General features: G+C 57.1%; 25 protein-coding genes. 13 read left to right on the top strand and 12 right to left on the bottom strand.

The features are described from left to right. On the top strand, positions 1-516 hold a 516-nt coding region (locus tag F8N44_RS31455; protein WP_191630965.1), incomplete at its 5' end, for a hypothetical protein. A gap of 219 nt (positions 517-735) precedes the next feature. Here F8N44_RS31455 and F8N44_RS28480 read toward each other — a convergent pair. From F8N44_RS28480 to F8N44_RS28470, 3 genes are all read right to left on the bottom strand, one after another. Then, positions 736-933, bottom strand: coding sequence for a hypothetical protein (locus F8N44_RS28480; RefSeq protein WP_150652676.1), 198 nt, complete (start codon positions 931-933; stop codon positions 736-738). 37 nt (positions 934-970) lie between these two features. After that, positions 971-1,312, bottom strand: a complete 342-nt coding sequence (locus F8N44_RS28475) for a hypothetical protein (RefSeq protein WP_150652675.1) — start codon at positions 1,310-1,312, stop codon at positions 971-973. Positions 1,313-1,398: 86 nt separating this feature from the next. Then, a complete protein-coding gene (locus F8N44_RS28470; RefSeq protein ID WP_150652674.1) occupies positions 1,399-2,043 on the bottom strand; it encodes an ATPase in 645 nt (214 codons plus the stop codon). A gap of 169 nt (positions 2,044-2,212) precedes the next feature. Between F8N44_RS28470 and F8N44_RS28465 the strand changes: the two genes are divergently transcribed. From F8N44_RS28465 to F8N44_RS28455, 3 genes are all read left to right on the top strand, one after another. Next, positions 2,213-2,461 (top strand): hypothetical protein, encoded by a 249-nt coding sequence (locus tag F8N44_RS28465; protein ID WP_127928245.1) that lies wholly within the window; start codon positions 2,213-2,215, stop codon positions 2,459-2,461. Positions 2,462-2,608: 147 nt separating this feature from the next. Further along, positions 2,609-3,766, top strand: a complete 1,158-nt coding sequence (locus tag F8N44_RS28460) for a GGDEF domain-containing protein (protein WP_150652673.1) — start codon at positions 2,609-2,611, stop codon at positions 3,764-3,766. An 8-nt stretch (positions 3,767-3,774) separates the two neighbouring features. Continuing rightward, on the top strand, positions 3,775-4,290 hold the full coding sequence (locus tag F8N44_RS28455; RefSeq protein ID WP_150652672.1) for a PaaI family thioesterase: 516 nt from the start codon (positions 3,775-3,777) through the stop codon (positions 4,288-4,290). Positions 4,291-4,472: 182 nt separating this feature from the next. On the opposite strand, the gene F8N44_RS28450 is transcribed toward F8N44_RS28455, so the two are convergent. Beyond that, positions 4,473-6,671: an OsmC domain/YcaO domain-containing protein gene (locus F8N44_RS28450; RefSeq protein ID WP_150652671.1), complete on the bottom strand. Its 2,199-nt coding sequence runs from the start codon at positions 6,669-6,671 to the stop codon at positions 4,473-4,475. A gap of 221 nt (positions 6,672-6,892) precedes the next feature. Here F8N44_RS28450 and F8N44_RS28445 point away from each other — a divergent pair, with 221 nt between their 5' ends. Next, a complete protein-coding gene (locus F8N44_RS28445; RefSeq protein ID WP_150652670.1) occupies positions 6,893-9,505 on the top strand; it encodes an EAL domain-containing protein in 2,613 nt (870 codons plus the stop codon). A 44-nt stretch (positions 9,506-9,549) separates the two neighbouring features. Here F8N44_RS28445 and F8N44_RS28440 read toward each other — a convergent pair whose 3' ends face one another. Both F8N44_RS28440 and ppk2 read right to left on the bottom strand, forming a co-directional pair. Continuing rightward, positions 9,550-9,765: a hypothetical protein gene (locus F8N44_RS28440; protein WP_150652669.1), complete on the bottom strand. Its 216-nt coding sequence runs from the start codon at positions 9,763-9,765 to the stop codon at positions 9,550-9,552. A gap of 501 nt (positions 9,766-10,266) precedes the next feature. Then, positions 10,267-11,082 carry a polyphosphate kinase 2 gene (gene ppk2 / locus F8N44_RS28435; protein WP_150652668.1) on the bottom strand — a complete coding sequence of 272 codons (816 nt, stop codon included), beginning with the start codon at positions 11,080-11,082 and terminating at the stop codon, positions 10,267-10,269. Positions 11,083-11,270: 188 nt separating this feature from the next. Here ppk2 and F8N44_RS28430 point away from each other — a divergent pair, with 188 nt between their 5' ends. The 5 genes from F8N44_RS28430 (at position 11,271) to F8N44_RS32055 (ending at position 15,835) form a co-directional block, all read left to right on the top strand. Then, positions 11,271-13,397 carry a TonB-dependent receptor family protein gene (locus F8N44_RS28430; RefSeq protein WP_150652667.1) on the top strand — a complete coding sequence of 709 codons (2,127 nt, stop codon included), beginning with the start codon at positions 11,271-11,273 and terminating at the stop codon, positions 13,395-13,397. A gap of 221 nt (positions 13,398-13,618) precedes the next feature. Next, positions 13,619-14,410, top strand: a complete 792-nt coding sequence (sseB, locus tag F8N44_RS28425) for an enhanced serine sensitivity protein SseB (RefSeq protein WP_191630964.1) — start codon at positions 13,619-13,621, stop codon at positions 14,408-14,410. Positions 14,411-14,611: 201 nt separating this feature from the next. Further along, on the top strand, positions 14,612-14,989 hold the full coding sequence (locus tag F8N44_RS28420) for a c-type cytochrome (protein WP_127928262.1): 378 nt from the start codon (positions 14,612-14,614) through the stop codon (positions 14,987-14,989). Positions 14,990-15,056: 67 nt separating this feature from the next. After that, entirely contained in the window at positions 15,057-15,707 is a 651-nt protein-coding gene (locus tag F8N44_RS28415; protein WP_150652665.1) for a hypothetical protein, read from the top strand. Continuing rightward, positions 15,707-15,835, top strand: a complete 129-nt coding sequence (locus tag F8N44_RS32055) for a hypothetical protein (RefSeq protein WP_263597114.1) — start codon at positions 15,707-15,709, stop codon at positions 15,833-15,835. The genes F8N44_RS28415 and F8N44_RS32055 overlap by 1 nt, the downstream gene beginning before the upstream one ends. Before the next feature lie 105 nt (positions 15,836-15,940). On the opposite strand, the gene msrA is transcribed toward F8N44_RS32055, so the two are convergent. From msrA to F8N44_RS28400, 3 genes are all read right to left on the bottom strand, one after another. Continuing rightward, complete coding sequence (gene msrA, locus F8N44_RS28410) at positions 15,941-16,447, bottom strand: peptide-methionine (S)-S-oxide reductase MsrA (RefSeq protein ID WP_134177190.1); 507 nt, start codon at positions 16,445-16,447, stop codon at positions 15,941-15,943. A gap of 85 nt (positions 16,448-16,532) precedes the next feature. Next, complete coding sequence (locus tag F8N44_RS28405) at positions 16,533-16,826, bottom strand: hypothetical protein (protein ID WP_150652664.1); 294 nt, start codon at positions 16,824-16,826, stop codon at positions 16,533-16,535. Between the two features lie 176 nt (positions 16,827-17,002). Then, the gene (locus F8N44_RS28400; protein ID WP_150652663.1) at positions 17,003-18,220 is read right to left on the bottom strand and encodes an MFS transporter; all 1,218 of its coding nucleotides are present in this window, start codon (positions 18,218-18,220) and stop codon (positions 17,003-17,005) included. Positions 18,221-18,351: 131 nt separating this feature from the next. Here F8N44_RS28400 and F8N44_RS28395 point away from each other — a divergent pair, with 131 nt between their 5' ends. Continuing rightward, complete coding sequence (locus F8N44_RS28395) at positions 18,352-18,966, top strand: TetR/AcrR family transcriptional regulator (RefSeq protein WP_150652662.1); 615 nt, start codon at positions 18,352-18,354, stop codon at positions 18,964-18,966. A gap of 174 nt (positions 18,967-19,140) precedes the next feature. On the opposite strand, the gene F8N44_RS28390 is transcribed toward F8N44_RS28395, so the two are convergent. Beyond that, the gene (locus tag F8N44_RS28390; protein WP_150652661.1) at positions 19,141-19,506 is read right to left on the bottom strand and encodes a hypothetical protein; all 366 of its coding nucleotides are present in this window, start codon (positions 19,504-19,506) and stop codon (positions 19,141-19,143) included. 189 nt (positions 19,507-19,695) lie between these two features. On the opposite strand from F8N44_RS28390, the gene F8N44_RS28385 reads away from it, so the two are divergent. Together F8N44_RS28385 and F8N44_RS28380 are read left to right on the top strand one after the other, a co-directional pair. Then, positions 19,696-20,256 carry a hypothetical protein gene (locus tag F8N44_RS28385; protein ID WP_150652660.1) on the top strand — a complete coding sequence of 187 codons (561 nt, stop codon included), beginning with the start codon at positions 19,696-19,698 and terminating at the stop codon, positions 20,254-20,256. Between the two features lie 463 nt (positions 20,257-20,719). Further along, positions 20,720-21,082 carry a DUF6124 family protein gene (locus F8N44_RS28380; protein WP_150652659.1) on the top strand — a complete coding sequence of 121 codons (363 nt, stop codon included), beginning with the start codon at positions 20,720-20,722 and terminating at the stop codon, positions 21,080-21,082. A 493-nt stretch (positions 21,083-21,575) separates the two neighbouring features. Here F8N44_RS28380 and F8N44_RS28370 read toward each other — a convergent pair whose 3' ends face one another. Next, complete coding sequence (locus F8N44_RS28370) at positions 21,576-21,932, bottom strand: hypothetical protein (protein WP_150652658.1); 357 nt, start codon at positions 21,930-21,932, stop codon at positions 21,576-21,578. A 211-nt stretch (positions 21,933-22,143) separates the two neighbouring features. Continuing rightward, a partial coding sequence (locus tag F8N44_RS31925) for an AAA family ATPase (protein WP_224794827.1) occupies positions 22,144-23,599 on the bottom strand: 1,456 nt, incomplete at its 5' end.

Raw genomic sequence — 23,599 nt, 5'->3', positions numbered from 1 at the left:
CACTCGAACTCTCAAACAAATCAAAAGCCCATCACCCTGGCCCTCTCCCGGAGGGAGAGGGAACTGACCGAGGTGATTTATAGAAATACACCGACGTGGAATATCGAGCCGCACTCGAACTCTCAAACAAATCAAAAGCCCCTCACCCTGGCCCTCTCCCAGAGGGAGAGGGAACTGACCGAGGTGATTTATAGAAATACACCGACGTGGAATATCGAGCCGCACTCGAACTCTCAAACAAATCAAAAGCCCCTCACCCTGGCCCTCTCCCGGAGGGAGAGGGAACTGACCGAGGTGATATATAGAAATACACCGACGTGGAATATCGAGCCGCACTCGAACTCTCAAACAAATCAAAAGCCCCTCACCCTGGCCCTCTCCCAGAGGGAGAGGGAACTGACCGAGGTGATTGGTAGAGGTACACCGACGTGGAATACCGAGGCATACTCAAACACAGAAACAAATCAAAAGCCGCACCCGCCCTCGCTTCTCACCACTCAACAGGATGAGCGTTAGCTCGGCTGCAGCTTTTGATCTTGATCCACGGGCGACGTCGGAAGGCTGAGTGGAGGGATTGATCCGGGCGTGGGAGCGCAGCGACCGTTTGGCGAAGCCAAACACAGCGAGAGGAGGTGCAGCGAAGCAAACCGTAGGCGCTGCGCCCGGATCGATCCCGCAGCGAAGGAACCCCGAGCCCCAGCGAGCGGGCCGCACGTAGGAGCAAGCGTTTTTTGCTTACTTTTTTTGGCGTTTGAAAAAAAGTGAGTCGCCGTAAGGGCGAAACCGTAATAAGCCATCACCGCACCAACGGATATTCACAAAGAACACCCCGAGCATGGTCGGCCCAAAGGCCGCCAAGCCCAAAAAACAGCCAAAAAAAAGCCCCGCAACCACATAAGGGCGCGAGGCAAAAAATTGGTTGGTTGCGGCCAACCAAAGGAGCTCAGTCAAATACGTACAAAAGCCAAAATCAGATGCAATCCTGCGCAGCCCGCTCAAAACTCGAAGGCAAAAGATTCGAAGCCAACAAATGCCGCTCGTAGATAAACACCTTGCCGCCACTACCCGCCTTGTAAGCCTCAAGCACGTTGTCAGCCGAAACCTTGCTCGGCACCACAATCCGATAACTACGCTGAGTCTGCGAAACCGTCGGGTTCAACGCACTGCCCTGCAGCTTCGGCACAACACAGTCAGCGTACTGCGCAGGCGTCTTGCTGGTCTGCAAAGTCAGGCTCGGATTGTTCGGCGCCGAAGCGCAACCGGCGAGCAACAAAGAAGCGACAGCCATGGCAGGCACGAATAAAAGACGCATCGGTAAAATCCTGAAAATAAAGGTTCGGTTCAACCGGCAACGGTTCAGCCTCACGGAGCCGCCGTCGCCATTTATGTTTTAAGTGTTCAGCTCGACGCCACCAGCGCCTTGAGCGACACATCAAATTGCTTCAAGGCGTTGAGTTGCAAGTCACGCTGCCTGTCGATCTGCGCAGCAATGGCCGGCGCCGCCTGGTTATGCACCCACACCGAAGGCAGCTGTTTCTCGACGGCGCCTTCAGCCTTGCCGATGTATTGCAGGTCGGCGTCGTAGAAACGCGCGGTGAACCGCGCTTCGACCAGACTGTTACGCTGGGTCAGCAGCCGATTGAAGGTGTCGAGCTTCACCACCACGTCCGGATGGGCCTGCACCAGCGCATCCAGGTTGTCGTAAACGGTCACCGACAAGAACTGTTGTTGCAGCGAACTCACCAGCCAGTCGATGGCCAGTTCCGGATCGGAACTGCTGACAAAGGCTTCACGAATCCGCGAGTCGAGCGCATCTTTCGCGCCGTTGACCGCCATGTCGTGGTAACGCTCAAGGTATTGCAGGTTGTCCAGGGTATTCTCGCTGAGCAACACGCCGACGGTTTGCGAATGCTGCAACGTCGCGCTGCTGCCGGTGAGGGTCTGGAAGTGACACGACCCGGTTTCGGCTGCGTAAGTCGGTGCTGTGAACAGTGCGCCGCCTGCCAGCAGGGCGACCAAAGCCAGTCGGGTCATTGTCTTCATCGCGCAGATTCCTTGAGCGGCGTGTTCGATGGAGGCGATTTTCCGCCGATTGCCGACAAAGCAGAACTTGCGTTTCTTGATGGTCACTATTACTTCTAGCAATAGTTGCGCGACGTGCAGACTGATACACACTCAATACAAGTAGAAAAAGACCAATGAGGAACCTTCCTTGAGAACGTTTGACCTGATCCGAGACGCCGTTCTGCCCGACTTCCGCGAGCGCGTGGCCGAGTACCTGGTCCAGTACGAAAGCATCTTGCTGGACAAAAACCTCACCGACCCGCAACTGATCACAGACACCGCCAATCAGTTGCGCGGTTACCTGCGCGGGCTCAACACCACCCGCGTGCTGGGTATGGCTTATTGGGAAGAACTGGATCGTCGAGTCGTCGACACCTGGCTCGCACCGGAGCAATGACCGATCGGCGCAGTGGTCAGGGTGGCGGCGAGCAACCGCGCCCTCCCCGCTGCCAATGGTCTGCGCGGCAACGCGACCTCTGCGAAAAAACCGCCCGAACGCTTACAATCGCCGGTCTAACTGCCAATCAGACAGGCTCATCAAGAAATGCCGCTCGACCCACCTACGATGTTGACCATTTCCATCGCCCTCGCAGCCGCCGCTGCGCTGTATCTGGCGATCGAGTGGCGCAGCATTCGTGAGCCTTCGCTACTGTTCTGGAGCGCCGGTTTCGCCACCATCACCGTCGGTTCCACCCTGGCCTTGCTGCGCAGTAGCGGCTTTCTGCTGATCGGCATCTGGTTCGCCAACGGCTTGCTGGTGACCGCGCATTTCCTGTTCCTGCTCGGTGTGGCGCGCTTCACCCAGATACGCCTGTCGCCGGCCTGGTACCTGATCTTCGTCACCTGGCTGGTCATGCTGTTGTTGCCGGACGGGCCGTTGTGGTCCAAGGTCATGCTCGCGGCCAATTCGCTGCTGGTGGCGCTGTCGACCCTCAAGGCCAGTTCGCTGCTGCGCCCCCACGGCAAATCGTTGAGCGTCGGTGCGGTGCAACTGCGTTACGTGCTGCTCGGTCACGGGATTTTCTACGTGGCCAAAGCCCTGACCGTGGTGATCCCGGGCACGTTGATCGATCTGGCGGCGTTTCGTGGCGAGATCATCCAGATTTCTCTGGTCGAGGGCGCGATGGCTATCATGTTGATCGCCTTGTCGATGACCGGTACTGAACGTTACCGCCGGGAAAAACAGATCGCCCGGCTTGCCGAGCGCGATCCACTGACCGCCCTCTACAACCGCCGCGCTCTGGAAAAGCGTGCGCCGCGCCTGCTCGAACACGTTTCGCCGGAGCATCCCGGCGCCTTGCTACTGATCGACATCGACAACTTCAAACTGGTCAACGACCATTACGGTCACACCGCCGGCGACCGTTTGCTGATCGCCCTGAGCGAGATGATCCGCTCGGTGCTGCCGCGTAATGCGCTGACGGCGCGCCTGGGCGGCGATGAGTTTGTCATTCTGCTCAACGACGCATCGAGTGAGCGCGTCATGGAGTTGGGTAACGCTTTACGCGAGCAGTTTCTGAGCATGACCACACAGACATTCCCCACCACCGCTGCCGTGACCCTGAGCATCGGCGCCAGCCTGTTCGACAACCCGCCCGCCAGCCTGACGGCACTGATCGAACAAGGCGACACCGCCCTCTACGAATCGAAACGCGGCGGGCGCAATCGCCTGCGCCTGACCGGACTCACCACTCCAGGATAATAAAAACCATGTCCAGCCTCGATACGCCTCTGCAAGACCTCGCCGCCCCCGAAGGCGTCTGCTATGGCTGCGGCGGCCGCAACCCGCACGGCCTTCACGTCAAAAGCCACTGGCACGAAGACGGCGTGCACGTGATCGCCGAACACCTGCCCGACGCCAATTACTGCGGCTGGCCGGATCTGGTCTACGGCGGTCTGATTGCGATGCTGGTTGATTGCCATTCCAACTGGACGGCGATGGCGTACCACTACCGAGCGGAAAACCGCGAACCCGACAGCCTGCCGCGCATCGACTGTGTAACCGGTAACCTTGGGATCAAGTTCATCAAGCCGACACCGATGGGCGTGACGCTGACTCTGCGCGCGAAAGTCGAGGGTGAGATCGGGCGCAAAACGCGGGTGATCTGTGAGGTGTTTGCCGGGGAAGTGCTGACGGCGGTGGGTGACTCGGTGTTTGTGCGAGTCGATACAGGGCAACTGGCGGATTCGGCGCATGGGCGAAAAAGCAAAAGCCCCTCACCCTAGCCCTCTCCCAGAGGGAGAGGGGACTGACCGAGGTGTTTGGTTGAAATACGCCGACCTGAAATATCGAGTCGAACTCTGGTTTGAAAAGCTCACAGATCAGCTCCCTCTCCTCGGGGAGAGGGCTGGGCGGGCGGCGTTCCGATGAGGGGTGAATCCACCGCCAAACTCAATGTGAAACAGTCTTAGCCCTGTTTCACATTCGCCCGCGCCGTATGCAACTTCTTATAGCTCTCAATCAAACGCAAATGCCGATCCAGTCCTTCCAGCTTCATGCTGGTCGGCGTCAAACCGTAGAAACGCACGCTGCCGTTAACCGAACCAATCGCTGCGTCCATACGCTCGTCACCAAACATGCGGCGGAAGTTAGCCTCGTAGTCTTCCAGTTCCAGATCTTCGTCCAGCTCCATCTCCAGCACGACGTTGACCGCTTGATAGAACAAGCCGCGCTCGACGGTGTTGTCGTTGTACTGCAGGAACGCTTCCACCAGGTCTTTGGCCTGCTCGTATTTCTGCAACGCGAGACAGATCAGCAGGCGCAGTTCCAGAATGGTCAGCTTGCCCCACGGCGTGTTGTCGTCGAACTCGACGCCGATCAGCGTGGTGATCTCGGTGTAATCGTCCTGCTCGCTGTTTTCCAGGCCTTGGGCGAGGTTGCGCAGGCCGACTTTGCTCAGGTTGTGCAGATTGAGAATGTCGGCACGGAATTGCAGGGCTTTGTTGGTGTTGTCCCAGATCAGGTCTTCGACCGGGTAGATTTCCGAGTAGTCCGGCACGAGGATGCGGCAGGCCTTGGCACCGATGTGCTCGTAGACCGCCATGTAGACCTCTTTGCCCATGTCTTCGAGGATGCCGAACAGCGTCGCGGCTTCTTCGGCGTTGGAGTTTTCGCCTTGGCCTGAGAAGTCCCACTCGACGAATTCGAAGTCCGGTCTGGCACTGAAGAAACGCCACGACACCACACCGCTGGAGTCGATGAAGTGCTCAACAAAGTTGTTCGGTTCGGTCACGGCCTGGCCGGAGAAGGTCGGCTGCGGCAAGTCGTTGAGGCCTTCGAAACTGCGGCCCTGCAACAGCTCGGTGAGGCTGCGTTCCAGCGCCACTTCCAGGCTCGGGTGTGCGCCGAACGAGGCGAACACGCCGCCGGTGCGCGGGTTCATCAGGGTCACGCACATCACCGGGAATTCACCGCCCAGCGACGCATCTTTGACCAGCACCGGAAAGCCCTGCTCTTCCAGGCCTTTGATCCCAGCGAGGATGCTCGGGTATTTCTCCAGTACTTCTTGCGGCACGTCCGGCAGGGCCATTTCGCCTTCGAGGATTTCGCGTTTGACCGCGCGCTCGAAGATCTCCGACAGGCACTGCACCTGCGCTTCGGCCAAGGTGTTGCCGGCGCTCATGCCGTTGCTGAGGTAAAGGTTTTCGATCAGGTTGGACGGGAAGTACACCACTTCATTGTCCGACTGGCGCACAAACGGCAGCGAGCAGATACCGCGCTGGGTGTTGCCGGAGTTGGTGTCGAACAGGTTCGAGCCACGCAATTCGCCGTCACGGTTGTAAATCTTCCGGGTGTAGTCGTCGAGAATCTCGCTCGGCAACTCGTCTTTCGGGCCCGGCTTGAACCATTGCTCGTCCGGATAGTGGACGAACTCGGCGTTAGCGATCTCTTCGCCCCAGAACTGGTCGTTGTAGAAGAAATTGCAGTTCAGGCGCTCGATGAACTCGCCCAATGCCGAGGCCAGTGCACCCTCTTTGGTCGCGCCCTTGCCATTGGTGAAGCACATCGGCGAATGCGCATCGCGAATGTGCAGCGACCAGACGTTAGGCACGATGTTGCGCCACGAGGCGATTTCAATCTTCATGCCCAGATCGGCCAGAATGCCCGACATGTTGGCGATGGTCTGCTCCAGTGGCAGGTCCTTGCCGGCGATGAAGGTGCCCGCGTCCGAACCGGCAACCGGCATCAACAGCGCCTGGGCATCGGCGTCGAGGTTGTCGACTTCTTCGATGATGAATTCCGGCCCGGTCTGCACAACCTTCTTTACCGTGCAGCGATCAATGGAACGCAGGATGCCCAAACGATCCTTCTCGGAGATATCGGCCGGCAATTCGACCTGGATCTTGAAGATCTGGTTGTAGCGGTTTTCCGGGTCGACGATGTTGTTCTGCGACAGACGAATGTTCTCAGTCGGAATGCTGCGGGTGTCGCAGTACAACTTCACAAAGTAAGCCGCACACAACGCCGACGACGCCAGAAAGTAGTCGAAAGGCCCCGGTGCCGAACCATCGCCCTTGTAGCGGATGGGCTGATCGGCGATCACCGTGAAGTCGTCGAACTTGGCTTCAAGTCGAAGGTTGTCGAGAAAGTTGACCTTGATTTCCATGCGGGATTACCAGAATACGGCTAAACGAATGGCGGCCATTATCCGGTTTTTGCGCGGGAAGTCTTGCCCTTTCGGGAATCGCCGCTGATCGGCGTCCTGCACTTGGGAAGACAAATCACGCGGGGTTCACTACGCTTTCAGAGCAGTCGCCGAGAAGAATCTGAACATTGCGCCCACGCCGTGGTTCTAGATTCAGAAGACAGCGGATCAAGGACGAGCACATGGACCTTTCCAGCTATGCAGCCCCGCTTCCACCACGCCAGAGCGCGGTCACCCGGCGCCTGGCCTTCGCAGTCGGAGCGCTGTTTGTCAGCGGCGTGATTGCCGCGACCGTGGCCTTGCTCGGCATTGCCGAACGCCTCGACAACGACGAGATCAACAAAACCCGCTTTTACTCCGCTCGTGCGCTAGAAAATCGCATCACCGCATCGAAAAACTACATCACCAGCTACGCCTACTGGACCACCGCCTACGAGCATCTGAGCGGTCAGGTCGATACCGATTGGGCCTACACCGAGCAGAACCTCGGCAAAACCCTGTTCACCAGTGACGGCTATGACGGCGTGTTCGTCCTCAACCGCGAAGGCACCCGTTACGCGGTGGTGCGCGGGCAAATGGTCGATGCCGAGCTGTCTGCGTTCGTTCAGGTAAGCGCCACGGAGTTACTGGATCAAGTGTTGGGCCAAGGTGATCTGACCAAGCCGGTCAGCCGCTATTCACTTTTCGAAGGCTGGCCGGCGCTGGTGTCGGCGGCGGCGATCATTCCCAACGATGAACGGCCACTCGGCGATCCGCAGACTTCTTCGGTGCTGGTGTTCGTCGACAAACTCACGCCGACCAAATTGCGCCTGATCGGCAGCGGTTACGGCTTGAATAACCTGTCCCTGGCACTGGACGATACGCTCGACCCGAAACGCCCTCGCGTGCCGCTGGACAGCACCGGTTACAGCCTGATCGCTGATCTGGAACGGCCCGGACAACATTTACTGTGGTCATTGCTGCCGCCACTCGGCGCGACGATTGTGGTGCTGATGCTGCTGACCGCGTACTTCTTTCGTCACGCCTTGCGTTCATCGCAGTACGTCGACCAGAGTTTTGCCGTCATGCAAACCTCCAATCAAGCGCTGGAAAACGCCAACCGTGAGCTCGAAGCGAGCGAAGAACGCTTTCGCGCAGTGGCCGAAGCCGCGTCGGACTGGATCTGGGAGGTCGATCGCGCCCTGGCGCTGACGTATCTGTCGGCGCGCTTCAGCGCAGTGACCGGTTACCCGCAAACCCTGTGGCTGGGCCAGGACATCGGCCAATTGCTGTTTTGCGACACCACACCACTGGAACTGTGGCTGAGGAATCTCACCGAGCAAGACAGCGCCTGTGACTTGCGTTGCACCTACCGTGACCACGCCGGCCAGCAACGCCACTGTCGACTGTCGGCCCGGCCGATTTACCAGCAGCATGCAGTCGTCGGTTATCGCGGCACCGCCAGCGACATCACTGACGAAGTTGCCGCCCATGCGCAGATTCAGCATTTGTCGATGCACGATGCCCTCACCGGCCTGCCCAACCGCAACAAGCTTGCGCGTTATCTGGATGAAGCGCTGCTGCTCAAGGAACACGCGCCACCGCTGTCGCTGCTGATGATCGACCTCGACAACTTCAAACCGATCAACGATTCACTCGGCCACCCGGCGGGTGACGCTGTGCTGCAGGAAGTCGCCGTGCGCTTGCGTGAATGCACCCGCGAACTGGACATCGTCGCGCGTCTGGGCGGCGACGAATTCATCGTGGTACTCAATGGCATGGACAGCCATCACGAAATCGACAAGTTCTGCACCCGCCTGATCGGCAGCCTGCATCAGCCGGTGGTCTTCGAACATCATCCGCTGCACATCGGCGCCAGCATCGGCATTGCGCTTAGCCGGCGCCACGGTTATGCGCCGAGCGATCTGATCCGTTATGCCGACATCGCCCTGTATCAGGCCAAGTCCGAGGGCAAGAACACCTGGTGCTATTTCGAAGCGCACATGAGCGACCAGATCCAGACCCGCCGGCAAATGGAAGATGACCTGCGCCATGCGCTCAAGCACAACGAATTCATCCTGCACTATCAGCCGCGCTACAAGGTCGATGGCAAGCACATCGTTTCGGTCGAAGCGCTGGTGCGCTGGCAACACCCGACCAAAGGCCTGCTCGGCCCGGACCTGTTCATTCCATTGGCGGAGCAGACCGATCTGATCGTCCCGCTCGGCCGTTGGGTGTTGCGTGAAGCCTGCGAAACCGCGCTGGGCTGGCCGGAAGACATCCTGCTGTCGGTGAATCTGTCGCCCGCGCAGTTTGCCGTCAGCGATGTGGTCGAGGATGTTCGCGAAGTACTGGTGCAAACCCGTTTCCCGGCCAGTCGCCTGGAACTGGAGATCACCGAGAACGTGATGCTCAACGACACCGACGGCGCGTTGACCACGATGAATGCCCTGAAAGAACTCGGCGTGCGCCTGAACATGGACGACTTCGGCACCGGCTACTCGTCCCTCGGTTACCTGCGCGCCTATCCCTTCGACGGGATCAAGATCGACAAGCGCTTCATTGCCTCGATCAGCAGCGGTACCAATGATCGCGCGGTGGTGCAGGCGATCATCGGTCTGGGCAAAGCCATGGGCCTGACGGTGACCGCCGAAGGGGTCGAGACCGAGGAGCAACTGGATATTCTCGGGGTCGATCAGTGCAATGAGGTGCAGGGTTATTTCATGAGTCGGCCGATCGACAAAGTCGCGTTTGCGCGGCTGTTGCAGGACTCCAGAGGCGTACAATTGAAAGCGAAGAAAGGTCGTGTGACCTGAACGGCTACAGGGCGGATCAAGCGCTGACGCCGTTCGTAGCGCCGTCAACCGTTTGTTCGCCGCGTGTCCCCGGTAAACACATTGCCCGCATCCCGCACCAGCTGCCGCCACTCGGCGCTGGTGATCAGCCCCTGCTCCTCCATTTCATCGGCGGCCGTGAGCAGTTCGTCGTACTGTTCTTCCGGGTCCAGACGCATCTGCGCTTGCGTCGCCAGTTTTCGCCATGCCGCCAGTTTTTCTTGTTTGCGGTGATCGAACATCGGGGAAAGATCTCGTGAAGGACTTCCTTGATAGAAAGACGTGAGATCCCAGTGGTTCAGCGCAGTCGACGGATGGACTGTTTGCTTCTAAAGCGCTTTGCCGATCAACAATGATGGATACACCACCGAATACTGTGGGAGCGAGCCTGCTCGCGAAAGCGGTTTGTCTGCGCCGAAGCTATTGGCTGACCCACCGCCATCGCTTGCAGGCAAGCTCCCACAGGGATCGGTGCTGGTCAGAAACAGTGGAGCATTGGTGATCATTGTGGGAGCTGGCTTGCCAGCGATGGCGGTGGGTCAGTCATACAGATGCTGACTGGGCTGGCCTCATCGCTGGCAAGCCAGCTCCCACAGGGTTTGCGCTGATCAGTAAACATGGATACACCACCGAATACTGTGGGAGCGAGCCTGCTCGCGAAAGCGGTTTGTCTGCGCCGAAGATATTGGCTGACACACCGCTATCGCGAGCAGGCTCACTCCTACAGGAATTGGGGTGGTTTTTCAGAACTTCTCGGCCACGCGCCGGTATGGATAATCCGGATCGCGGTACTTGCCCGGCTTCTGCCGTTTCGGCAACTCGACCTTCTCGCGCTTCACATCCTCATACGGAATGCGGCTGAGCACATCAGTGATGATGTTCAGCCGTGCGCGGCGTTTGTCGTTGGAGTCGGCCACCAGCCACGGCGCATGTTCAGTGTCGGAGTATTTGAACATTTCGTCCCGCGCCCGTGAGTAGTCGTACCAGCGGCTGTAGGACTTGAGGTCCATCGGTGTAAGTTTCCAGGTCTTGCGCCCGTCGTTGATTCGCGCCTCAAGCCGGCGGGTCTGCTCTTCAGGGCTTACTTCCAGCCAGTACTTGAGCAGGATCACTCCCGATTGGACGATGGCGTGTTCGACCCAGGGAATCGATTTGAGGAATTTGTCGGCCTGCTCGTCGGTGCAGAAGCCCATCACTCGCTCGACACCGGCGCGGTTGTACCAACTGCGATCGAAGATCACCACTTCGCCTGCCGCCGGTAGATAAGGCAGATAACGTTGCACGTGCATCTGGCTTTTCTCGCGATCGGTCGGCGCCGGCAGCGCCACCACGCGAAAGACACGCGGGCTGACGCGCTCGGTCAACGCCTTGATGGTCCCGCCCTTGCCAGCGCCGTCGCGGCCTTCGAAAACGATGCAGACCTTGACGCCCTTGGCAATCACCCATTCCTGCAACTTGACCAGTTCGACGTGCAGTTTGCGCAAATGCTCGAGGTAATCCTTGTTTTTCAATTTCGGACTTTCAGGCGCCGTGGCGGCCTTCTTTTTGCCTTTTGCCATGACCTTGGCCTCTCTCCAATAAATGCAGAAACAGAGTGTTGATTGACGGGATACACCAGACACGTGAGGTTAGTTCATGACGTGCCGTTTGCCATGGCCGGGCAAAAAGCCAAATTGCCATGTGTTTCGTTCGTTCTTTGTTACGTCGCACTGTTCATTGCCCGTTCTTGCCTGCCTGGAGTTTTTCGATGCCCGCGTCCAAATCCCTGCCCACCGCCCTGCTCGGCCTGGCGCTCGCCTGCCCGGCGATGGCCGAGACTCAAGGTATGGAATTGGGGCAAGTACTGATTTCGGCCGAGGATCGCAACGGCAGTGATGTTTCTGTTGAGGAAGCCAAGGCCCGCCTCGGTCAGGTGCCCGGCGGCACCAGCGTGGTCGACATGCGTCACCCGTTGCAGGGTCGCGTGGCCAGCAATCAGGATGTGCTGGCGTATCAACCGGGGGTTTATGCGCAGTCGGCGGGCAACGAAGGCGTGAAAATCTCGGTGCGTGGCTCGGGCATCAACCGCGCGCCGGGCGCCCATGCGTCGGGGCTGTACACGATGCTCGACGGTCTGCCGTTGACCGGCCCGGGCGGCACGCCTTACGAATTGCTCGAGCCGCTGTGGGTCGAGCACGTTGAAGTTTTGCGCGGCGCCAATGGTTTTGATCGCGGCTCGCTGGCACTCGGCGGCGCCATCGATTACGTCAGCCACACCGGCTACAACGCGCCGAAACTGCAAGTGCGCTACGCCACCGGCAGCCACGGCTATCAGCAGCGTCAGGTCAGTTCCGGGCAAGTGCTCGGCGACTTCGATTACTACGTGTCGCTGACCGACTCCAACGCCGACGGCTATCAGGATCACACCGCCAGCGAGAGCAAAGGCGTGATCGCCAACTTCGGCTATCGCTTCAACCCGAACCTGGAAACCCGCTTCTATATCCGCTACCGCGAGACCGACAACGACCTCGCCGGCCGTGTGACCAAGCACTCCATCGAACACTCGCCCCGGGCAGCCAATCCGTCCTATGTGGCGCGCGACGATAGCCGCAAACAGCCGGGCAGTACCTTCATCGGCAACAAGACCACCTGGTACATCGACGACGATTCGAGCATCCAGACCGGCCTCGTCTACCACGATTATCCGATGGACCTGCGCGAAGGCCCGAACCGCTTGAAAGTCGCCTACACCGACGTCAGCGGCACCTTCGATTACAAACGCCGTGACACGATTTTCGGCATGGAAAGCCGCAGCAACGTCGGCCTGCGCGTGACCAAACACCTGCCCAACGACGGCGCCAGCGAATTCGTGCGTGTCCCTTCCGGCAACACCGCCAGCTACGTGCCCGGCACGCGCATGCGCAACTTCACCTATCAGGGTTCGGACACCGTCCTGCACTTCGGCAATGACCTGGAAATCGCCGACGACCTATGGCTGACCACCGGCCTCGCCGCTATCTACACCCGCCGCGAAAGCGCCGTGACCTACCCGCAAAGCGGCGGTAAAACCAGCATGAACGACTGGGACTACGCACCGCGCCTCGGCCTGCGCTATCAGATCAGCCCGGACCTGCAAGTGTTCGGCAACCTCAGCCGCTCGGTTGAGGCGCCGCACCCGTGGTCGCTGATCTACAGCTCCAACGTGCGCTTCCCGACTGGCAGCGGCGCCGCGACCGGCACGCAGAAAGACCCGATCAAACTGCAGAACCAGACCGCAACCACACTGGAGCTGGGCGGACGTGGTGAGAGCGCTGTCGGCGAATGGAGTCTGGCGTGGTACTACACGCAGGTGCGGCATGAATTGCTGTCGGTGCTGCCGGATGCCACGGCTGTTACGCCGTATGAGTTGAATGCAAGCCCGACCGTGCACCAAGGCATCGAAGCCAGCCTCAACAGCACACTCTGGTCGGCTAATGATGGCCGCCAATTGAGCTTGCGTCAGGCGTATACCTTCAGCGATTTCCACTATCGCGATGATGATCGCTTTGGCGACAACCGCCTGCCCGGTCTGCCAATGCATTACTACCAGGGCGAATTACGTTACGACTGGCCGCAGGGGTTCTTTGCGGCAGTGAATACGCAATTGGTTTCCAAGGTTGCCGTGGATTATGCCAACAGCTACTACGCCGATCCTTACGCACTGTTTGGCGCGACGCTGGGTTATAACGCGCCGAAGGGTGACTGGCAGGGTTGGGTGGATATGCGCAATCTGACCAACAAGCACTATGCCGCCACGGTAACGCCGGGGTATGACGACAAAGGGCTGGATGCGGCGCGGTCTACGCCGGGTGAAGGGATGGGGGTTTATGTCGGGGTTTCGTGGAGTTTGCTCTGACACCTGCCCTGCTGGCGATGGCGGCGAATCTGTCACAAAGAAGCTAACTGACCTACCGTCATCGCTTGCAGGCAAGCTCCCACAGTAATTTGCGCTATACCCGAATTTTGTGATCTATACACAAACCTTTGGCAACAGGTTTGCCCGCGAAGGCGTCAGCCGAACACGCGTCGATGTAAATGTTCTATGCCCTGTTTCAGAACGAGTCACGGATGAACACCATGGATTCCCAACCAGAAAACCTGCTGGAAAAAAGCCTCAAACGGGCGGCCGACGAACCGGCACATCGTCCGGAGTTTTTCAACACCCTGTTGAATTCGAACGTTTACATTCTCGGCACCGCCGGAGAGGCAGACGGCCACGGCAATCTCCAAGCCGGCAGCAACATCAGCATCGCCCATTGGCAAAAACCGGACGGCACCCCGGTCATCCCGTTTTTCTCGTCACTGCAAACCCTGCAACAGTCCATCGACAGCGAGCAGACCTACCTCGAAATACCCGCCCGATCGTTGTTCGAAATCACACTGGGCGCCCTGCTCTGTCTGAATCCGAAGTCGCCGTACGGCAAAGAGTTCGTCCCGCAAGAGGTGCACAATTTGCTCGCCGATGCCGTTGGCCAGACCGCCACGCAACGCACGGTCGAGAAAGAAACCAACGTGCTGCTCGGCCAGCCTGCCGAATACCCGTCACAAATGGTCCACTCGCTCACGCAACTGCTCGCCAAACATTCCAATGTGAAGCGCGGGTTTCTGGCATTGATGCATGACACCTCGGTGGACGAAAAACCGCACTTGATCGTGGGCATCGAGGCGGACGGCGATATTGAGCGGGTTATGCGTGAGGCGGGCAATGTTGCCGGGGATACCGCACCGCAGGGCGAGCCGGTTGATTTGTGCCGGGTATCCCAAGGTGAAGCCGGCCTGAGTGATTACTTTCTCAGGGAAACCAAGCCCTTCTATGAGCGCAAGTGGGGCAATAAACTGCGTTCTTTTCTGGGGTTTGGTAAAGCGTGATTGAACATAAACCGGGACCCTGGGTTCTGGACGAGACCGCCGAGGTCACGGCCGGACTTGCTGACTTGATCGCGGCGATTGCCAAAACCGAGCGATCGCAAATCCCATGAGTTCGGGTTGGAAACACGGATTCACGCTTGAAAACTGAGTGATCGTAAAATGTGGACCGGGTTGACCGGTCCGCCACAAGGAACGTGAAAAATGAAAGTATTGCTCATCGCTTCGCTTGCAATTTTGTCGATAACTCAAACATCTTTGTCCTTCGCCGATAACGCCAATGGCAAAAATCTTTTTTTACAGCGATGTGCGGTGTGCCATGGAGCAGATATCAAGGCAACAGGCCCCTTGGCGAATAAAAGCCAACCGCCGACACCTGACCTGACAACAGCCATCTTCAAAAAGCGACTGCATGATTATCCAGGCGTCATCGTCTCCTCGATCATTCTTCGTCCCAATGGCGACCTGATTCCAAGAACCCTGCGGGACAACGGCATAAAAATCGCGCCGCACGCCTGGAGCGTTCAGGACTTTCGCGACTTGAATCAATACATGAGTCGTGTGATTTCAGAGAGTCGGTGATTTGCTAAAACGACGACGTTTGAACCGGAACACAACCCTCTCCAATGCCCACCAAGTCAGGAAATGAATGAACTTCAGCGATGAAATGGCGGCCGCTTTTCCTGCGGGCAATCCGCTGCCCGCACGCCTTCGCCAAGCAATTGAGTTGTTGGAAGAACATGGCTGCGTGCGCAGTCACCGCGATGGCACGCGCTATATGACGCTGCATCCGGACCCTGCACACAGCGATGTGGCGACAACCGCTTTTTACCTGCCAGTACCTGCCGACACCGCCCGCTGGACTAACAGCGATGATCCTGACGTAAACCAGCGCCTGACCCTGTTCCTCAGAACCGGTGGGGACGGCTCATGGGCCGGGCTGTGGCTGGACGACAGCGGGCAACAGCGATTCGTCCATCTGGGATCAGGATCCGGGTCAACGATGCTTTGCGTCCTGACCGACACGATTGAAGACTTGTTGAGGCTGCTGGCTATCGGTTACGACGAGCTCTGCTGGCCGGAGCAGTTTCAACTGACCCCGGATGAAGTACGCGAAAAAGAATACGCCGAAGACGATTACCCTCCTCCGCCTCTTCTGTTGCGAAGCCACGTCGAGCGAACGCTCGGGCTGAGCATACCGGCGCGCGCAGCGGATCTGGTCCGCGGTACAGCGTGCATGGATGTGAGCGAATCGAACGACCCCTTCTGGAACTGGCTCAAGCAGGTCAGCCGGCATTAATGGCGACACTGCTCGATCACGTCCCCATCCAGAGCACCCTCGCTAAAGATATGCGAGATGCAATGGCCGACAGCGATGAGGCGATCATCGATGCGCTGGATGATTTGAAGAATCAAGCGCAGGGTTAAAACGGCGCCATGGGCACTCGCCTCTTCGCGGGCTTGCCCGCGAAGTCGGAAACTCATTCAGCCTCGCAACCACTGAAGTGGCGCGAAATGAGCGGCGTGCACCTCTCACGCGCGCTTCGGCAGCTTCCAGTTCGGGCGAATGAAATGGCAGGTGTAGCCATTCGGAATGCGCTCGAGGTAATCCTGGTGTTCCGGCTCCGCTTCCCAGAACGGCCCCGCCGGTTCGATCTCGGTGACCACGCGACCCGGCCACAGTTTTGAGGCGTCGACATCGGCAGCCGTGTCCTCGGCGATGTCGCGTTGTTCTTCGCTGAGGTAGTAAATCGCCGAACGGTAGCTGCGACCGAGGTCGTTGCCCTGACGGTTTGGCGTGCTTGGGTCGTGAATCTGGAAGAAAAACTCGAGGATCTGTCGATAGCTGATCACCGCAGGATCGAAGGTGATTTCGATGGCCTCGGCGTGGTCGCCATGGTTGCGATAAGTAGCGTTCGGCACGTCGCCGCCGGTGTAACCGACGCGAGTCTGCAACACGCCGGGATAGCGCCGCAGCAGATCCTGCATGCCCCAGAAGCAGCCGCCGGCGAGGATGGCGGTTTCGGTTTGAGTGGTCATGGCGTGTCGTTCCTCTTCGGGGTGTTGGGTATAGCGATGGTTATGAGGGCGGGTTGGCGGATTCCAAGGGGCTGAGCCAATAGAACTACTGACGCGCTGAAACCTGATTGGCTTCATCGAGCAACACACCCGTAATCCTTCGGCCGCTGTAATCACTGACAAAATAATTGATCCGGTTAGCCAGATGCTGAATCGATAACCAGCCCAAACCGTGGTAGTCACGCATTTCCTCGGCGTTGAGCTTGATCATGGACTGGTACCCCACAAAAGACGCTTCACATTCAACGAGGATGTAGACAGAACCATCTTCAGCCTTGAAAAGTCGCCAGTAGCTGTCGTTGGTGTGATATTCCGCTGGAGTGAGTCGAACCAGTTCCATGATTGAATTCCGTGGGCTTTCTTTTGGTTTCGAGACCATAACATGGCTGCAAAGCCACGGTTTCAGATGAGACGCTTCTGGCTAGTTGCCGACGTTGACGACATTCAGATTCAGGTCAAAATCGCTAAGCGTGCCATGGTCGCCCTCGAGGCTCACGCAGTGCGCGCATCCGGGCATCAGTGCCCGGCAACCCCAACCGCTCCAGCAACACGCGGCCCCGATCTGAACCCATGCACCCGAGCGCCGGAGGCAATGGCAAACCCCACGCTCACCAGCACCACCATGGCCCAGGGAAACGAGGCGACGCCCCAGCGGTCGAGCAACACCCCGCCGACCACCCCGCTACCGGCAATCGCGCTGTTCCACGCCACCACATTCAACGACAGCGCGACATCGGCGCCATCACCGGCGGCATCTGCCAGTGCCGTCTGCAACAAGGTCGCCGCACCGCCAAAACTCAATCCCCACACCGCCACGCCTAGGTAAATCACCTCCGGCATACGCCCGAAAAAGCCAAACACCACGCAAACCAGTGCAAACATCGCCAGGCTCACCAACACCGTTTTGCGCAGCAGCGGCTCAACCAGTTTCGCGGTCAGCCAGATCCCCGCCAACGCCGCGAGACCAAACACCAACAACACCAGGTCCACTCGATCCGCCAGCCCCGCCGGCGCCACAAACGGTGCGATGTAGGTGTAGAGAATGTTGTGCGCCAGCATCCAGCTGATTACCACTGCCAGCACCGGCCGGACGCCCGGCGTCGTCAGCACTTTGCGTAACGACAGGCGCTGATGCGCAGGCTGTGGTGGATAGTCCGGCACCTTCACCAACACCCAAACGATCAGCATCAAAGTCAGGGCCGACATCAATCCGAACGTCGTGCGCCACCCGACGAGGCCACCCAGCCAAGTGCCGAGCGGCACGCCCAGTGACAAGGCAATCGGCGTACCGACCATCGCCAGTGCCAACGCCTTACCCTGCTGATCCGGCTCGACCATCCGCCGCGCATAACCAGCCAACAGACTCCACGCCAGACCCGCCGCAACCCCGGCAAAGAACCGCGCCACCAGCGTCACGCCGTAGTGGGACGACAACGCCGTGATCGAATTGAACAGCAGAAAACCCACGATGGTCAGCAACAGCACATTGCGCCGACGCCAGCCGCGCGTGGCGATGGTCATCGGAATCACCGCCAGCACCGAGCCCAGCGCATACGCGGTGACCATCTGCCCGGCCATCGAAGGCGAAATCGCCAAGCCGTCGCTGATCAGCGGCAACAGCCCGGCGGGCAAGGTTTCGGTGACGATGCAGATAAAACCGGTCATGGCCAGCGCCAGCAAGGCGCCGATGGGCAGGCGTTTTGGCGCTGCCGATAGAGTCATTGAGGGTGTCACGGGAAACTCCTTGAGTTTGGAAATACAGACTTGCGTACCGATCGATATAAAATACTGGCGGCAGCCGAGGCACGTTGTCAACGACTTATGTATCGACTAGTATCCAGATCACTTTCCGAGGAGTTTCAGCTATGGCCAGAACCGGCCGCCCCCGCGCATTCGATCGCGACGACGCCGTCGACCAGGCCATGCAATTGTTCTGGCAACACGGCTACGACTCGACGTCCCTTTCACTGTTGAAGGCTGAACTGGGTGGCGGCATTTCCGCGCCAAGCTTTTACGCTGCTTTCGGCTCCAAGGAAGCCTTGTTCGATGAGTGCGTGCAGCGTTACCTCACGACCTTCGCCCAAGTCACCGAATGCCTATGGGATGAAAACCTGCCGCCACGCCAAGCCATCGAAACCGCCCTGCGCCAATCGGCACGCATGCAATGCGACGACGGCCACCCGAAAGGCTGCATGGTAACCCTCGGCGTCATGAGCGCCCCGAGCCCGGAAAACGCCCACGTCGCTCAAGCCCTCACCCACTCCCGCGCACGAACCCGCGCCGGGATTGTGGCGTGTGTCGAGCGTGGTGTGAGTGAGGGATTGTTAGCGGAGGACACGAACGCCGCCGCCATGGCGACCGTGTTCGACAGTTTCCTGCAGGGGATTTCCATCCTTGCTCGGGATAACACGCCGATTGAGAGTATTGATGCGGCGATTACGCAGGTGATGCGGACGTGGGATGTGATGGCGAAGAGTTGACGTCTACATTGCCCCCACTTAATCTGCGCCCATCTCGCCCAAGGCAGTAAGCGGTCCTAACCATCCAGGACACGCCAAACCCTTGGGCGTTTTGCTTTCCGGAAGAAAGCAGAACCACGGCGTGATTGAATCTCAAGATGCGTTCAATGCTGAACAAGCAAGAAACCTTGAGCGCTACGCGACCACCTCAACATAACTCGACTCCCCGCCACCCTCGGCCCCCGACAACCACCCCCACACAAACCGCAACGTCGTCCGCCCCGCCTCATCAATTCCCACCACGCCTCGCGACCAACCCGCGCGGATCTCGCCATCCGTGGTGATGCACTGATAAAGCAGCTCGATACTGTCCGGCCCGGTCACCCGCCCGACCTGGTTACCTATGCGAATATGCCCACCCGCATAAGTCCCCCAAACCGCCGCGCCTTCCACGAAGTAATGAAACACCGTGCGCGCATCGGACAAGCCCTGAGCGTTATTCGCCACGGAAAACTGGCGGTTGTTCAAACGCTCCGTGACTTGCGAAAAAGCAGATTCCATAAACACACATCCTTAGTCGAGAAGATCCATTCCAGCCTTCGCGCATCCTAATCCATTACCTCCGCGCAGCAAGGCTCTACAGCCGTTTTCCGCCAACCTAACTGCACAGCCCCGTTTGACGGTCCTACCCGCCGCACCTAGTCTGCCCAAAACACCCTGACAGCCAAAACCGAGTTCACGAGAGGCAAGATGAGCAACTTTCCAATCGTCGCCACCGTCCTCTCAATGATCCTCGGGCTCTCCGTCACCCGCCTCCTGCTCGGTGCATTAACGGTGTTCCGCATCCGCCGCGTCGCCAAGCCAGATTGGGTGGCACTGGTCTGGGCGGTGATGCTGTTTACCATGCAGCTGCAATTCTGGTGGGCCGTCAACGCACTGTCGGCGGTGAAACAGACCTTCTCGTTTCTCGAATTTCTACTGTTGGTGATGCTGACACTGTCGCTGTTCGTCACGGCGGCGTTGCTGCTGCCGAGCCGCAGTGAGGATGAGCAGAACGGTTTGCGCGTGTACTTCGAACAGGATGGGCGCTATGCATTGCTGTCGCTGTCCACGTATCTGTGCCTGGGGCTGATCGTCAATGTCACGCTGTTTGAGGCATCGCCGGTGGCGCTTTGGGGTTTGCTGGATGTGATCATGATTGTGTTGCCGATTGGCGCGTTTGTGGCTCGGTCGCGTAAAGCGTATGCGGGGGTTACGCTGATTTATGTGCCGATCAATATCATCGACACGCTGATTTCGCTGGCGAATTAAGTCCCCCCTGTAGCGAGAGGACTTGCCCCCGATGGATCGCGAAACGGCCCCCGCTCATCCACTCTCCGAAGACATCGCAAAAACAACTCAAACTGCCCTGTTGAAGCAATTCCTGGACTTTGTTTAAAGACACCCCAAGTTACGTCGTCCCAACCTACAACGCCTTGCGCCGTTGCCTACGACTACGCCAGAATCCGCCGGCTTGTGCGCCTTGGATGCGGGTTCTATTGTGGGTCGGTCACTGAATAGCAGTGATCGGGTTTGGTAGCCCGTGTATACAAGGTGCGCAATTTCACTATTGGCGAAAGTCTTCGCCTGGCTTTTATGGTGGTCATGCGCAGGGCGCTTTCGAGCGCGCCGGTTTTCCTTGTGTCCCGGTCTACCAACCTGTGCATGGCCGCCACCCATCGTTTGGTAGCGAGTGGGTGATGGCTCCTTTTAAGCGACACAAGGGAGTTACATCATGTTCAAGATCACACCGAATCCGCCAGAAACCGATCCGATTGCGGGCGACGAATCCCCAGACGCCAAGAAATTCAACGAAGCCGTCGACCGCGCCCTCTCCCACTACCTCGGCCCTGCCCCGGAAATCATGCTCACTCCGTACCAAACCAACACAATGTTTATCGCCAACCCGAAAACCAAGACTGAGGAATTGCTGGTGAATGCCAGTGAGTCACTCGGCTCGGCATCGGTGATGCTTGGGGATGTAATCGGACTTGTTCACGGACCGGCACGCAAGACACTGCAAGGCATTGCGCAGGTGGTAATGCTTGGGGAGTTGGCGGTGAATCGGGCGTTGGATAACGTAGTGCCGACGGAGTAACGAAAAATCCTCCATGACGGTTGGGATGCCGTCATGGAGGTTGATCAGACATACGCACGAAGACAGAATGATTACCACCACTCAAGCCAAGGCCGGTATGAGATATTTGATGTTCGCTTCTCTAATTTCGCTTTTGCTTATTCTGAATACAGGCTTCTACAACGAAGTTTCAGACAGCGAAATCACTCGAATATATTTCATCAAAAAGCATCCGACCTTTCGAATGCAGTTTTTCAACATTCATGCGAATGACGGAAATTATCGACGTATAGAAAAACTCACGAACGAGCAGCGACAAGACATCATCGATTATTGTAAATACAGATTAGGCATCGACTCAGAGATAACCACTCAAGCCGACATCGAAACATGCGCAAAGCGATAACACCAAAAAATAGACACAGATGGAATACTGAAAATTCGGAACAGGACCATTTCTTAACTATGTTTGGCATCGAGACAATGCCTCTGTGAACCCACATTGTTCTGCAAGCTACAGCCTACTGGCGATCTCCTTCCAGATGTAGGCGTAGTTGTATTTCAACCAACGCACCAGCACCTTGTCGAACTGCCGACGAAACCAATTACGCTCTCTCGCAGCCAACCTTTCCTCAATCGACTCTCTGAGAGTTTCGGGGTCGAAGCCTGTCCACACCGAAGGTACAGCGGCCACAAGATTGGTGAAACACACCGGCGCGACCTCTGCATAAAGAATTTCGTATAGGACGTCAGGGTCGACGCCTCTTACCTTATCCGCGACAAAATCATACTCGACCGGGAAGTCGTTGAATGGCTCTGAAAGTGCCGCTAGGATCTTGATCAGTTGTGGTTCACTCAGAAGATGCCGCAATACAAAAACCCCATCCGTCCTTTATCCAATTAACTCGCAACCGCATCGCCCCCGCCCCCGCCCCCGCCGACGAACACTTTTCTAATTATCAACCACTTGGGAATATCGCCAGACCATTTTAGATTATGGTGGTCTGGCGCTTTTAGCTCCATGAAAGGTGAGGCCTATTTCTAAAAGTAGCTTCACCTCTTTTTTCGAATCTTCATAGTATTCAGAAGGGTATATCCGGATCAATCTTTGGATTGCCCCCAACCGATACAGGAGCATTCGATATAGAAACCTGTTCGTCGGCAGGGATATCGAATAAGACCGGGACGTGTATGGGTAGGACTTGGGCATCAGCAGTGCTAACGACAAAATCACCATCGCCATTTATGCTAATGCCATCTTGAGCATCCTCCGAAAGTTCATCCGGTTCTAGATCTACATAATCATCGCCCATCATCATTTTGTAGTGTGCGTCATGCTGAGCGGCCTTGAAGATCTTAAAGAAAATCCTCATATAGTTGGCTGCCATGTTTTCACCGATAGCCACATATAGCTCATCAGGAGCGTAGTGCGAGCCGTCATTGACCCAGCTAATTAAGGACTGACACTGTACTTTTTCGATACCTTCAAATTTTTCGACTAGAACGTAAGTATCGACACCCCCCAAGATTTTGAAATAATTCTCCAAAATCCTTCGCATGGTGTTTTGTAACGTAAGCGCTGGAACAGGAGTTTTCTTCAACTCTGCCCAAAGCAATTGATAGGACGTTCTGATGGGGTTGCTCGGATGAAATTCGACTATAGAGTAATTTCCAGGTTTACGGACGATCCAGAAGGTTTCATCACTGAGAGAGGTCTCTGACTTCCTCCTTTGATCGTAGGTTATTTCTTTGTGAAAATGGACGTTATGGGTCAACACAAAAATCTGTTTGAGATGACTGCTCTTTTTTCTGACCTCCGAAAACAACTCTTTAATCAGACTACTGACAATAAAAAGCACATCACTATCGAGACTTGAAACTGGATCATCAATAACTACAACCCGATCACTCGTAATGCCTGATGCCGTGGTACTGCCTCTAAGCAGATGGTAGAAATAAAGGAAGGTTACAAAGGTTTTTTCTCCTTCGCTAAGAGTTTGCTTGGCGTCTTTACCATCACTTCGGATTAGCCTGTAGGAGTTACCTAAGCAGGCCGGATCGAGTGAAAAACTACGAAACCCGAAATTTCTTAGGATTCTATTTATTGCAATTACTGTCGGCTTCACACTTGTCAGTTCTGTTTCAATCTTGTCAATCTCGACCTCAGCAGCGCTGATATTATCCTGTGCCTTGTCCCGACTTAAAGCGATGCCAACAATGGACTTTTGCAAACTATCCTTCGCGGACGTGTAGTCGGTTAACGTACTTTTAAGCTCAGCTTCAACGATGTACTTCCACACTTCTCCAGTGAGTTTGCTTTGTTCAGCTGCGAAGCTCGCTACAAGACGATTGTGCTCAGAGACTTTCACATTGGCAGCATCGACAATCAATGCTAAACCATCCCGAATCCTCCCCAGTCCCTCTAGTACAACCTCAGAGCTCGGATTAGAAAGTTTTTTATCCACTCTATCCTTGTTGACAAGGATCACAGCTTCAAGCGATTTAATCTCAAGACCGAGCCTTTCTTTATCAAGATGA

Source organism: Pseudomonas fluorescens (genome assembly GCF_902497745.1).
GTDB lineage: Bacteria > Pseudomonadota > Gammaproteobacteria > Pseudomonadales > Pseudomonadaceae > Aquipseudomonas > Aquipseudomonas fluorescens_BM.
The sequence above is the reverse complement of the archived record's forward strand: the minus strand, read 5'-3'. Positions and strand labels throughout refer to the sequence as shown.

Coding starts and splice junctions, on each gene's coding strand:
- F8N44_RS28475 (WP_150652675.1), bottom strand. CDS start 1,312: ATGCGTCTTTTATTCGTGCCTGCCATGGCTGTCGCTTCTTTGTTGCTC.
- F8N44_RS28470 (WP_150652674.1), bottom strand. CDS start 2,043: ATGAAGACAATGACCCGACTGGCTTTGGTCGCCCTGCTGGCAGGCGGC.
- F8N44_RS28460 (WP_150652673.1), top strand. CDS start 2,609: ATGCCGCTCGACCCACCTACGATGTTGACCATTTCCATCGCCCTCGCA.
- F8N44_RS28455 (WP_150652672.1), top strand. CDS start 3,775: ATGTCCAGCCTCGATACGCCTCTGCAAGACCTCGCCGCCCCCGAAGGC.
- F8N44_RS28450 (WP_150652671.1), bottom strand. CDS start 6,671: ATGGAAATCAAGGTCAACTTTCTCGACAACCTTCGACTTGAAGCCAAG.
- F8N44_RS28445 (WP_150652670.1), top strand. CDS start 6,893: ATGGACCTTTCCAGCTATGCAGCCCCGCTTCCACCACGCCAGAGCGCG.
- F8N44_RS28440 (WP_150652669.1), bottom strand. CDS start 9,765: ATGTTCGATCACCGCAAACAAGAAAAACTGGCGGCATGGCGAAAACTG.
- ppk2 (WP_150652668.1), bottom strand. CDS start 11,082: ATGGCAAAAGGCAAAAAGAAGGCCGCCACGGCGCCTGAAAGTCCGAAA.
- F8N44_RS28430 (WP_150652667.1), top strand. CDS start 11,271: ATGCCCGCGTCCAAATCCCTGCCCACCGCCCTGCTCGGCCTGGCGCTC.
- sseB (WP_191630964.1), top strand. CDS start 13,619: ATGGATTCCCAACCAGAAAACCTGCTGGAAAAAAGCCTCAAACGGGCG.
- F8N44_RS28420 (WP_127928262.1), top strand. CDS start 14,612: ATGAAAGTATTGCTCATCGCTTCGCTTGCAATTTTGTCGATAACTCAA.
- F8N44_RS28415 (WP_150652665.1), top strand. CDS start 15,057: ATGAACTTCAGCGATGAAATGGCGGCCGCTTTTCCTGCGGGCAATCCG.
- F8N44_RS32055 (WP_263597114.1), top strand. CDS start 15,707: ATGGCGACACTGCTCGATCACGTCCCCATCCAGAGCACCCTCGCTAAA.
- msrA (WP_134177190.1), bottom strand. CDS start 16,447: ATGACCACTCAAACCGAAACCGCCATCCTCGCCGGCGGCTGCTTCTGG.
- F8N44_RS28405 (WP_150652664.1), bottom strand. CDS start 16,826: ATGGAACTGGTTCGACTCACTCCAGCGGAATATCACACCAACGACAGC.
- F8N44_RS28395 (WP_150652662.1), top strand. CDS start 18,352: ATGGCCAGAACCGGCCGCCCCCGCGCATTCGATCGCGACGACGCCGTC.
- F8N44_RS28390 (WP_150652661.1), bottom strand. CDS start 19,506: ATGGAATCTGCTTTTTCGCAAGTCACGGAGCGTTTGAACAACCGCCAG.
- F8N44_RS28385 (WP_150652660.1), top strand. CDS start 19,696: ATGAGCAACTTTCCAATCGTCGCCACCGTCCTCTCAATGATCCTCGGG.
- F8N44_RS28380 (WP_150652659.1), top strand. CDS start 20,720: ATGTTCAAGATCACACCGAATCCGCCAGAAACCGATCCGATTGCGGGC.